Here is an 11,305-nt window from a genome sequence, read left to right as displayed (position 1 = left end):
CTCGTACCTCGCTCGCTCAGCCGGCGCGGGATCAGCTGGTCAGGCGGGTGGCGATGCGGTCGGCGGTGGTGCGGGCGTCGGCGATCCACTCGCGTACCTGGGCTCCGGTGCTGCGGTACGGAAGTTTCGCCAATCGCAGGGTGAGGTTCGCGGGTTCGCCACTGTCGCCGAGGGGGAGCACCACGGAGCCGACGTGATACTCCTCGGTGTCGACCAGATCGCGCAGTGCGTAGTCCACCTGCGAACTGTGGATGCTGGCCCGCATGTCGCGCTCCTGGGCCGGTGTCAGTCGACCGGTGGCGTAGAGGTGCGCGGCGTGGTGCAGGTCGGCGTACGCCCCCTCGCCGCGCCCGGGTGGCAGGAAGGACATCAGATAACCGTTGCGCCGGCAGAACTCCAGCCGGTCGGTGAAGACCTGTCGCTGATCCTCGGGTGCATCGTTCGCCTTGGCGAGCCAGTACGCCCGATCCTCGGCGGAGGCGTGGCACATGTAGGTGTCGCCGATCGGCGGCACCATCGGGACCCGCTCCCCGAGCCCCTCCGCGGCCCTCACCCCCGGGCCGACCGCCGACGCGACGGCCGCCAACTCGTCCCGATTGACCGCGGTGAGCAACGACACCTCACAACCGATCGAGTGTGCCAGGCGTTGCAACTCGTCCCGGGCCACCGACGCGCTCTGCACCGCCGCGATGATGCCGTCATCCCTCCGGGCCACCAGCGACGGGATGACGAAACTGCCGTAACCGCGCTGGAAGAAGATCAGCGGCGCCACCGGATTGTGCACCGCCAGATCGGCGACCCGACACATCGCGATCCAGTGGTCACCGGCGTCGATCGTCGACTCCAGCCGGACATCCATCCAGGCAACGGATCCGGTCAGCACCGGGTCACCGGAAGGCGACGGGAACCAGTCCAGTCCCTCGAACTTCTGCACCCGCCGGGATGCCACCGCCCGGCAGATCTCCTCCTGATCGCCGGCGAGCACGTTGATGCACAACGAGGCGCATTCCTGCAGTCGGGCGAAGGTGCGTGAGGAACGCATCGGCAAGAACGCCACCAGCGGCGGTTCCAGGGACACCGCGGTGAAGGTGCCGACCACCATCGCCAACTGCTCACCGTCGGGCGCGACACCGGTCACCAGCACCACACCGGTCGGGTAGTGACCGAGCACGTCGCGGAGCAGCGTGGGATCGAGACCTGCGGTGGTTCCTGTCATCGCTGACTCCTGTGCGGTCGACTGGTCGGATGCGGTGGGGCCGGTTTCGGTCGGTCCACCGTAGATCGTCGTCGGTCGGCACAGCCACGCGAGAAACCTTTACTGGGTTGAAATGCGGGAAGGTAAAGGTTCCTCTACTGCCGATGAAAGGGCCTCCCTCCCTAGGCTGACCGGCACGCACCGGGGCCCGAGCAGCGCAGCGTCTCGAGCGCGATCCGAACCAGCCGACCGAACTGAGGAGAGGGCTGATGGGGAAGAAGTGGGCGGGAATCCTGGCGAGCGTGACAGCGGGCGCACTGGTGCTCAGTGGCTGCGGGGGAGCGGGAGCGGCCTCCTCCGGCGGCCGGAAGGAAGTGAAGCTGACCTTCGTCACGGCGTGGCCCGAGAAGGTGCAGAACAACGACGGTTTCTGGATCTTCCGGGACCGGTTGAAGCAGAAGGCCCCGTGGATCACGATCGACTACCGCGGCGGCCCGGAAGTGATCCCACCGAGCCAGATGGTCGAAGGCGTGTCCTCCGGAGCATTCGACGGGGCGCACATTCCCGGGGACTACTACTCCGGCCAGTTGCCGGCGGTCGACCTGCAGCGGTTCACCCCGTTCACCCCCACTCAGGAACGCGAGAACGGCGTGGCAAAGCTGTATGAGGACATCCACCGGCCTCTGGGCGTGCAGTATGTGGGACACACCCACTCCGGGATCCCGCAGGTGCTGCTGTTGAAGGATCAGATCGATAAACCCGACCTGAGCGGGAAGACCATCCGCACCTCGGCGGCCACCACCTGCATGGTGAAGTCGCTCGGCGGCACGCCGGTCGACATGCCCGGTGGCGAGGTTTACACCGCGCTCGAGCGCGGTGTCGTGCAGGGCACGGCGTGGGCCTCGGTCGGCCCGACCAGCTGGGGTTTCGAGAAGCAGACCAAGTTCTATCTCTCCCCGCGGTTCTACGACTCGATCGCCAACACCCTGATCAACCAGGACAAGTGGGACTCCCTCGATGAGGAGACCCAGCAGGCGATCAACGACACGATGGCCGAGGTCGAACCCGAGGTCTTCAAGTACTATCAGGAGGCCTCTGCCAAGGAGACCGCCCTGTGGAATCAGGCCGGGATGAAGCGGATCGAGTTCACCGGCGCCGATGCGGAGAAGATCCTTTCCATCGCGTACAAGGATTGCCTGAATCAGGTCGATTGGGCCCGGATCAACCAACGCTCGCCGGAAGCGGCCCAGCTGCGGCAGAAGTTCGAAGAGGGCTATGGCAGCGACCTGTCGAAGGTGGTGCCCGGCGGGGTCAAGATCAAGGGAACCGATGAGTCCTGATCCGGCCACCCCGCGCGAGCCGTCCCAGCAGGCAGCGGAGGCGGAACTGGATCGAACCCTCGCGGAGGCCGAGGAGCCGGCCCCGACACCGACCTGGTGGCCGCTGCGGATCCTCGAGGGCCTGGGTGGGCTGGTCGTTCTCGCCCTGGCCCTCGGCGTGACCGGGGCTGTGCTGCTGCGGTTCTTCGGCCGGTCGACCACCGGTGTGGTCGAGCTGGGTGCGCTGTCGATGCTGTTCCTGGTCCTGCTGGGTGCCCCCGCCCTGGCCGCCCGGGATCAGCATGTGCGGCTCGAGCTGTTGGACTTCTTCGTCGGACGTCGGGTGCTCCGGGTCCTCGACCACTTCGGATCACTGGTCCAGCTGGTGGTGACGGGACTGCTGATCGCCGCCGTCTGGCAGGTGCTGCAGACCGATCTGACCCGTGGCACCACGATCGGCGGTGAACTCCGGCTGGACCGCTGGTGGGTCTCTGGTTCGGCGCTGGTGGGGCTGATCGCCCTGGCTCTCGGCATCTGCTACCGCTGGGTCCTCAGCGTGCGTGGCGAGCGGAAGGGCTGAGTCGTGGAGTGGTACGCCTTTCTGGGCGGGTTCCTGCTCTGTCTGATCGCACTGCTGGCGTTGCGGGTACCGGTCGCCTTCGCGATGCTGGGAGTCGGCATCGCGGGTGCGGTGCTCAGCTATGGCACCGTCAATGCCGCGCTGCGCCAGGTCGGGCTCAGCGTGTTGAGCAGCGTGGACAGTTTCGTCTTCACCGCGATCCCGTTGTTCATCCTGATGGGGGAACTGCTCTTCCAGTCCGGGATCGCCCAACGGGCCCTGGCCGAGATTTCCCGGGCACTGGGGCGCCTGCCCGGCCGACTGGCCATGGTGTCGGTCGGTGGCGGTGCCCTGTTCGGCCTGCTGTCCGGATCGACGCTGGCGAACACCGCGCTGTTCGGGCGTACGCTGCTGCCGCAGATGCGGGCCCGGCACTACGACGAGAAGCTCGCGATGGGGTCGATTCTCGCCTCCGGTGGGCTGGCGATGATCCTGCCGCCGAGCGCGTTCGCGATCCTGTGGGGCGGCATCGCCGGGGTACCGATCGGGCCGCTGCTGATCGCCGGCATCATTCCCGGGCTGTTGATGGCGACCGGATATGCCGTAATCGTGGTGATCTGGAGTCGGCGTACCAATGCCGACCTCGAGCACCCGCCGCGGCGCAGCCTGCGCGCATGGGCCGGGGACGGGGTGCGCGACGCGCTGGCCCCGGGCCTGATCATCGTCGCGGTCCTGGGGATGATCTTCTTCGGCATCGCGACCCCCACCGAATCGGCCGCCATCGGCGCGGTGCTCGCCCTGCTGCTCGGCCTCGGGCTGCGCAAACTGAACCTGCGCAGGATCTTCGACGCCCTGGTGGGCACCGTGCAGACCACCGCGCTGATCTTCCTGATCGTGCTCGGCTCGAACCTCTACGGGCAGTTGATGAGCTTCAACGGAGCCACCCAGGGCCTGGTCCGGGCGGTCACCTCGAACATCACCAGTGGGGCGGTGCTGCTGCTGGTGATCATGCTCGTGGTGCTGGTGTTGGGTGCCTTCATCGATCAGGTGTCGATCATGATGGTGACCGCACCGCTGTTCATGCCGCTGGTGCAGAGCTTCGGCTGGGATCCGGTCTGGTTCAGCGTGCTGCTGATGATCAACCTGCAGATCGCCAACACCACGCCACCGTTCGGAATGAGTCTGTTCGTGATGAAGGGCGTCTCACCGCAGACACCGTTGACCACCCTCTACAAGGCGGCGTTGCCCTGGATCGGGTCGGATCTGGTGGTGATGCTGCTGATCGCCGCAGTGCCGTCGGTGGCGCTGCTGCTGCCTCGGCTGATGGGTTCCTGACCGCGTGCGGCCGGCGTCCGCGGCAACGACGACAGGAGAGTTCATGAAGATCGCCGTACTGGGTGGCGGACACGGTTCCTATGCCGCGGCCGCAGATCTCGCCGAACAGGGCCACCAGGTCCGGTTGTGGCGGCGGGATGCCGAGGCGCTGGCTCCGTTGCTGGCGGATCCGGTGATCACCCTGGTCGACCCGGCGGGGGAGCGTCCGGTACGACTGGCGGGGGCCTCGGTCGATCTCGGCGCGGTGGTCGCCGATGCCGAGCTGGTTCTGATCCCGCTGCCGGCGACCGCTCAGCCGGAGCTGGCCCGCGCCCTGGCGCCGCTGCTCCGCGATGGCCAGGTGGTGTATCTGCCTCCGGGGACCTTCGGCAGTTACCTGATGGCCGAGGAGATCCGCCGGGCCGGCAGCACCGCGGAGGTGACCTTTGCCGAGACCGGAACCCTGCCCTGGCTGGCCCGCAAGCACGGTCCGACCAGCGTGGCGATCACCGTTCGTGCCACCCGGTTGCCGACCGGGGTGTATCCGGCTCGACGTGCGGGGCGCGCACTGTCGGTGCTGAGTGAGGCGTTCGACAGCATTGAGGATGCCGGCGACGCACTGTCCGCCGCTCTGCTGAACGCCGGCCCGATCATCCATCCACCGCTGATCCTGATGAATGCGGCTCCATTGCAACACTTCGCCGAGTGGGACATCCATAACGAGGGGACCCAGCCGGCGGTCCGCGCGGTCACGAACCGGTTGGACACCGAGCGGATCGCGATCCGGGAGGCCCTCGGCAGTCCCGGGGAGCACTTCCCGCTCGCCGACCACTACGAGAACGGTCGCTGGATGTATGGCGACGCGCATCGCAAGCTGGTGGACTCCGGCGACTGGCGCGAACGGATCGATCTGGTCTCCCACCGGTACATGACCGAGGACACCCTGCTGGGGCTGGGATTCCTGACCTCGGTGGCCGAGTACGCCGGAGTCGACGTCCCGATCGCGGCCGGGTTGTTGCAGATGGCTCGGGCGATCACCGGTACCACCGAGGCGCCGCGCAGTCTGGCCGGGCTCGGTCTGGCCACCATGTCGCGCAGCGAGTTGGCAGCCCTGCTCGCCGAGGGGCGTCGATGAGTGCCCCGATCGTCTGCGTCGGCGCCGGCCGGATGGGCCGCGGCATCGCGCTGGCGTACGCCCTGGCGGGGGAATCCGTTGTGGTGCTGGATTTCAAACAACGCGACACCGCGGGCCACCACGAGCTCATGGCCGACAATGAGGCCGAGATCGCCGCTACCCTGGCCGACCTGGTCGCCCTGGACCACCTCGAAGAATCGGCCGCCGCAGCGAGTGCCCGCCGCATCCGGTTCGCCCCGTTGGCCGATGCCGAGGAGCTGCTCGCCGGCGCGGCGATCGTCTACGAGGGCGTACCCGAGACGCGGCCGGCCAAACTGGACGCGCTGACCCGGATCGGCGAACTGGTCGCCGATCGGGCGCTGATCGCTTCCACCACCTCGACGATGCTGGTCACCGATCTGGCGCCGCTGGTGCCGCGACCCGAGCGATTTCTGAACGCCCACTGGCTGAATCCGGCCTACTTGATCCCGCTGGTGGAGCTCAGTGTGCATCCGGGGACCGCCGAGTGGGCCCGCGACCGGTTGCGGGATTCCCTGACCGGGATCGGAAAGGTGCCGGTTGTGCTGGGCGCCAGCCCGGGATTCATCGTCCCGCGGCTGCAGGCCCTGGTGATGAACGAGGCCGCCCGGATGGCCGCCGAAGGTGTCGCCAGCCCCGCGGAGATCGATCGGGCCACCCGTTACGGACTCGGTTTCCGGTTCGCGGCGCTCGGGGTGCTCGAGTTCATCGACTTCGGCGGCAATGACATCCTCTACCACGCCAACCGCTATCTGGCCGAACAGGTGGACCGTGATCGGTACGCCCTGCCGCCGGTGATCGAGGAGCACATGCGCACCGGCCGCAATGGCCTGCGGGACGGGCGCGGTTTCTACGAATACGATCCCGGCCAGCGCGCCGCTTACCGCCGTGACGTGCTGGCCCGAACCCTGGCCATGCTCAAGAACTTTCCCGACTGACCCCGTTCGTCGACTCCGGCGGCCCGGTTCAGGCGAGGTGATCGCGCTGCAACCGGCGACCGGTGGCACCGGGACGCAGCAGGAGCGCGGCCAGCACCCCACCGACCAGCAGCACGACCCCGGTGATCGTGTACGCCTGGTTCACCCCGTTGGCCATCGCCTCGACCGTCGCCGCCGGCACCGGTTGCCCCTTGGGTGGGGCGACATAACCCGCGGCCGACATCAGCCAGCCAACCAGGGTGGGGGAGACGATCGCACCCACCGAGGCGACACCGCCCAGGGTGGCCATCAGGATCGGCCGCTGCTTCGGGCCGACCACATACCCCAGTGCAGATGCCGTCATCGGGTACGCCAAGGAGCATCCACCGGCGATCGAGAGGAGGGTGACGGTGAGCACTCCGGAGGTGTGCGGTACGGCCAGGAAGGAGGTCCCGGCGATCACCGCGGCCAGCCCGAACGGCACCGAAATGGCAGCCTGCACGCTGCGGCCGCGCTTCAACAGGCGTTGCCCGATCACGCCGAGCAGCAACAGGACGCCGGCGCCGATCAACCACGGGAAGGTGGTCACCAGACCGACCTGGGGCAGGCTCAGGCCGACCACCGCGCTGAGGTAATTGGGCAGCCAGGTCGTCAGGAAACCCTGCACCCAGAAGTTCGAGAACCCGCCGACAACCGCGGCGAGGAAGGTCAGGTTGGCCAGGGCCGCCCACACCTTCACCGGGCGATAGCGATCCACCGCGCCGGCCTCGTCGACGGGTGCGCTCTCCGCGGTTGGCTCGGCCGGTGGTGCCGGGTCCGTCGCGGGGGCGTCCTTGACGGGGGTGACGCGGCGCCCACTGCCGGCGTACGGTCCGTCCGCGCCGACCAGGAGCCACCCGGCCACCCAGACCAGACCGACGATGCCGAGAAAGCCGAAGGCCCAGCGCCAACCCCAGGCGATGATCACCCAGGCCAGGACCGGGGCGGCGATCACCGGTCCGAGTGTCGAACCGGCGGCGATCAGATTGCTCGGCAGGGCCCGCTTCCGCGGTTCGAACCAGCCGTGCGCGGAGGTCAGCGACATCGCCGTCGCCGGTCCCTCCGCGCCGCCCAGGATGATCCGGGTGACCAGCAGCACCACGGCGCCACCGCCGATCAGCATCGGGAACTGCAGCACCGCCCAGACCACACCCATGGTGAGCAGGATCCACTTCACCGAGAACCTGCTGGCCAAGAATCCGGTGACGATCGAGACCACCGCATAGAGAAAGAAGAAGGCGCTGCCGATGAAACCGAACTGCACCGGCGTGATCCCCAGATCGGGCATGGCATACGGCGCGACAAGGCCGAGCACCGCCTTGTCGGCGAAGGCCACGATCTGGAAGAGCACCAGCAGGATCGTCACCAGCCAGGCGCGGCGGCCGAGCCTGCGTCTGGGTGGTGCGGGTGCCAGCGCGGGGTCGTCGGTTGCTGTGGACACGGGATCTCCTTCGATGACCGCGTTGACCCTGCCGGCCAACTCATCGAAGCCTAGGAACCCCGCCCTTCACAGGACAGCAGAGATTTCTTTACTACCGCTCGGTGGCGATGTTGGGCACGATGGAGTCTCCAGGGAGGGATTATCGGTGCGAGCTGACGCGATCTTCGACCGCCCGCTGCCAGAGATCGTTGCGACGGTGCGGGCGGGTGCGGTGAGTGCCCGCGAACTCACCGAGGAATGTGGTCGGCGGATCGATGCGACCGATCCACAGGTGCGGGCGTGGGTGCGACGCGCCGGGGATCCTCGTGCCGATGCGGCAGCGCTCGATGCCGGTGAGGCGCCGCTGCCGCTGCGCGGGATTCCCCTTGGCGTGAAGGACATCATCGACGTCGAGGGGCTGCCGACCCGATGCGGGAGTCCGCTCACCTCCGAGCTGCCGAAGGAGTCCTCGGCGGCGTGCGTACGCCGGTTGCAGGAGTTGGGATGTGTGGTCCAGGGCAAGACCGTGACGACCGAGTTCGCCTATTTCGCACCGGGCCCGACGGAGAATCCGGCGGCCCCGGGGCGTACCCCGGGTGGATCCTCGAGCGGTTCCGCGGCCGCCGTCGCGGCGGGCATGGTGCCTCTTGCGCTCGGCAGCCAGACGGCCGGTTCGCTGACCCGGCCCGCCTCCTTCTGCGGGATCGCGGGGATCACCCTGGCCCATGGCAGCACCGACCTGAGCGGGGTGGCCGGGCTCAGCCCCGCACTCGATGCGCTCGGGTTGCTGGCCCGCTCGGTAGCGGAGGTGGAGTACGCCTGGCGGGCGTTCACCGGTACCGAACCGGTCGAACACGGTGGCCGGGTGTTGATCTGGCGGGGTTCTGGACTGGACACGCTCGACCCCGCGATGCGGCAGGCCGTCGACGCCGCCGCCGACGCGCTCGGCCGCGCCGGCACACCCGACGAACTCGACTGGGATGATCACGTGCGGACGCTGGCCGCCGATCACCCGGTGATCATGGCCTATGAGGCGGTCCGGGAACGTACCGATGCGCTGGCCCACCTGGACCGGGTGAGCACGCAGCTGATCGAGCTGCTGCGTACCGGGCAACGCACCAGCGACGACGACTACGCCGGAGCCCGATATCGACGCGATCGATCGCAACAGGATCTGTCCGATCGGTTCGGCCAAGGTGATGTGATCGTCGGCCCGGCGGCGCTCGGTCCGGCACCTGAGGGCCTGTCGGCTACCGGTTCGCCGATCCTCAGCCGACCCTGGCAGGCGCTGGGCCTGCCCGTGGTGACGGTGCCGGGGGTACGCAGCGCCGCCGGCCTGCCATTGGGAATCCAGGTCATCGGTCGGCCCGGCAGCGAGGGCGACCTGTTCCGAGTGGCCGGGTTGTTGGCGGCCGCGTTACGCGGACATCGGACGGCGGCATGACGGGAGGCACGATGAAACCACGCCCCACCGAGCATCATCGGATGTTCCTGACCTGCTATGCCGACACCCTGCGTTACGGCTGGCACCATGTCGACCTGTTCGTGCACGACCGGGACGGCCGGGAGGTCAACTGGGTCCACTGGGGTGTCGAGGCAGACGGTCCGGACGCCGCCGACCGGTCCATCGCGAAGGTGGAACCTGAGCTACAGCGCACTTCCGACTGGCGCCATGCGGTCAGCCCGGCCGGGGTGGACTACTGGACCGCGGAAGCGCGGTGGCGCGATGACGACATCGCCTGAACCAGACACCGTCCAGCCGGGTATGCCGGAACCGGTGGTCTATGTCGTCGACGACGATCCCGAGCTGCTCGAGTCGGTCTCCTGGCTGCTCGGCAGCATCGGTATCGAAGCGGTGTCGATCGATTCCGCGGATGTATTCCTGAGCAGGTATTCCGGTGACCATCCGGCGCTGCTGGTGCTCGATGTGCGGATGCCGAGGATGAGTGGCACCAGGCTCCAGGAGATCCTTAACGAGCAGCTCCCGCACGTCGCGATCATCTTCGTCTCCGCCCACGGTGACATCAAGATGTCGGTCCGCACCATGCAGCGCGGGGCGATCGACTTCCTGGAGAAACCCTACGAGCCCCAGCAGATGCTCGAGGTGGTGCAGGCCGGGATCGGCACGGCCCGGGAACGCTTCCTCGACCATGCGCAGCGACGCGACGTGCAGCAGAAGGTGGATTCGCTCACCCCACGGGAACGGGAGATCCTCTGCCTGGTGGTGGAGGGCCTGCCCAGCCAGAACATCGCCCGCCGACTCGGGATGAGCGTGAAGACCGTCGACGTGCACCGGGCCCGAATCAAACAGAAGACCGACGCCGACTCGATCAACACCCTGGTCCGCGACATCCTCCGCTACGGTGCCATCATCGAAGGCCCCTGAACGTGGCGCTCAGAAGTAGTCGAGGACCAGCTTCGGGGTCTTCGCCCGGGAGACGCAGATGGCCATCGTCTCACCGGTTTCCTTCTCCGACCTGGTCAACACGTTGTCCCGATGCTCCGGGGTGCCTTCCAGCACCGACATGATGCAGGTGCCGCAGATCCCCTCCTGGCAGGAGGTCTCCACATCGGCGCCGTGCTCACGGAGTACCTCGACGATGCTGCGATCCGGCGGTACCTGGTAGCTCTCGCCCTCGAACTCGACGGTGAAGGCGGCATTCTGGCTGGCATCCGGCTGTTCCTCGGCGGTGAAGCTCTCCTGATGCAGGTGCTCGGCCGGTACCACCTGCTCGGCGACCTCGCGTACCCGATCCATGAACACCCCCGGACCGCACACATAGACGTGAGTGCCATCGGGCAGCTCGGCCAGCGCCTGCTCGAGCACCTCCTGATGCTCCTCGGGTTGCAACCCCAGATGGGTGTGCAGCTGATCGGGACAGCGATCCTGCAGCAACGGCAGGAAGGCCGCCTCCTCGTGGCTGCGGGCGAAATAGTGCAGCTCGAAACTGTGCCCGTGCACGTGCAGCCAGCGCGCCATCGACAGCATCGGGGTGATCCCGATCCCGGCGGCCATCAGCACGTGGTGGCGGGCGGACAGCTCGACGTGCATCAGATTGCGGGGTTCGCTGATCTGCAGGCGATCACCGACCTGCAGATCATGCAGGGCCACCGACCCACCGCGCGACTTCTCCTCGCGCTTCACCGCCACCGTGTAGGAATCGGGGTCATCGGGGGTGCTGCACAGCGAGTACTGGCGGGTGATCGCGGTCGGCCCGACCACGTCCACATGCGCGCCGGCCTGATAGGTACCGAGCGGCTGACCGTCGCTGCGCACGAAACGGATCGACTTGACCGCGGGGGTCTCGTCGACCACTTCGGCCACCTGCACATCGATCATCTTCACTGCAACACCTCCGGTTTCGGTGATGGGTCTGGATTCGACCTCG

At 67.7% G+C, this 11,305-nt stretch carries 11 protein-coding genes; 8 read left to right on the top strand and 3 right to left on the bottom strand.

The features are described 5' to 3' along the window. Nucleotides 1–31: 31 nt before the first annotated feature. Nucleotides 32–1,216 carry a flavin reductase family protein gene (locus BI335_RS14520; RefSeq protein ID WP_094431745.1) on the bottom strand — a complete coding sequence of 395 codons (1,185 nt, stop codon included), beginning with the start codon at nucleotides 1,214–1,216 and terminating at the stop codon, nucleotides 32–34. Between the two features lie 248 nt (nucleotides 1,217–1,464). On the opposite strand from BI335_RS14520, the gene dctP reads away from it, so the two are divergent. The 5 genes from dctP to BI335_RS14495 are packed head-to-tail and all read left to right on the top strand — an operon-like array spanning nucleotide 1,465 to nucleotide 6,478. Continuing rightward, nucleotides 1,465–2,535 (top strand): TRAP transporter substrate-binding protein DctP, encoded by a 1,071-nt coding sequence (gene dctP, locus BI335_RS14515; RefSeq protein ID WP_229119606.1) that lies wholly within the window; start codon nucleotides 1,465–1,467, stop codon nucleotides 2,533–2,535. Then, nucleotides 2,525–3,094 (top strand): TRAP transporter small permease, encoded by a 570-nt coding sequence (locus BI335_RS14510; protein ID WP_172421915.1) that lies wholly within the window; start codon nucleotides 2,525–2,527, stop codon nucleotides 3,092–3,094. Before dctP ends, BI335_RS14510 begins: the two co-directional genes overlap by 11 nt. 3 nt (nucleotides 3,095–3,097) lie before the next feature. Further along, complete coding sequence (locus BI335_RS14505) at nucleotides 3,098–4,408, top strand: TRAP transporter large permease (protein WP_094431740.1); 1,311 nt, start codon at nucleotides 3,098–3,100, stop codon at nucleotides 4,406–4,408. 43 nt (nucleotides 4,409–4,451) lie between these two features. Next, a complete protein-coding gene (locus BI335_RS14500; protein WP_094431738.1) occupies nucleotides 4,452–5,522 on the top strand; it encodes an NAD/NADP-dependent octopine/nopaline dehydrogenase family protein in 1,071 nt (356 codons plus the stop codon). Next, entirely contained in the window at nucleotides 5,519–6,478 is a 960-nt protein-coding gene (locus BI335_RS14495; protein WP_094431736.1) for a 3-hydroxyacyl-CoA dehydrogenase NAD-binding domain-containing protein, read from the top strand. The genes BI335_RS14500 and BI335_RS14495 overlap by 4 nt, the downstream gene beginning before the upstream one ends. Nucleotides 6,479–6,506: 28 nt before the next feature. Here the strand turns inward: BI335_RS14495 and BI335_RS14490 are convergent, their stop codons facing one another. After that, nucleotides 6,507–7,937 (bottom strand): MFS transporter, encoded by a 1,431-nt coding sequence (locus BI335_RS14490; protein ID WP_229119605.1) that lies wholly within the window; start codon nucleotides 7,935–7,937, stop codon nucleotides 6,507–6,509. A gap of 145 nt (nucleotides 7,938–8,082) precedes the next feature. On the opposite strand from BI335_RS14490, the gene BI335_RS14485 reads away from it, so the two are divergent. Genes BI335_RS14485 through BI335_RS14475 form a run of 3 tightly spaced genes read left to right on the top strand, consistent with a single transcriptional unit; the run spans nucleotide 8,083 to nucleotide 10,302 of the window. Continuing rightward, a complete protein-coding gene (locus BI335_RS14485; protein WP_229119604.1) occupies nucleotides 8,083–9,360 on the top strand; it encodes an amidase in 1,278 nt (425 codons plus the stop codon). 11 nt (nucleotides 9,361–9,371) lie between these two features. Then, nucleotides 9,372–9,659 carry a hypothetical protein gene (locus tag BI335_RS14480; RefSeq protein ID WP_229119603.1) on the top strand — a complete coding sequence of 96 codons (288 nt, stop codon included), beginning with the start codon at nucleotides 9,372–9,374 and terminating at the stop codon, nucleotides 9,657–9,659. Further along, a complete protein-coding gene (locus BI335_RS14475) occupies nucleotides 9,643–10,302 on the top strand; it encodes a response regulator transcription factor (RefSeq protein WP_229119602.1) in 660 nt (219 codons plus the stop codon). Before BI335_RS14480 ends, BI335_RS14475 begins: the two co-directional genes overlap by 17 nt. Before the next feature lie 9 nt (nucleotides 10,303–10,311). On the opposite strand, the gene BI335_RS14470 is transcribed toward BI335_RS14475, so the two are convergent. Further along, entirely contained in the window at nucleotides 10,312–11,256 is a 945-nt protein-coding gene (locus tag BI335_RS14470) for a PDR/VanB family oxidoreductase (RefSeq protein WP_229119627.1), read from the bottom strand. Nucleotides 11,257–11,305: the final 49 nt, after the last annotated feature.

This window comes from Enemella evansiae, assembly GCF_002250705.1.
GTDB lineage: Bacteria > Actinomycetota > Actinomycetes > Propionibacteriales > Propionibacteriaceae > Enemella > Enemella evansiae.
This window is presented reverse-complemented; position numbering and strand designations above follow the sequence as displayed.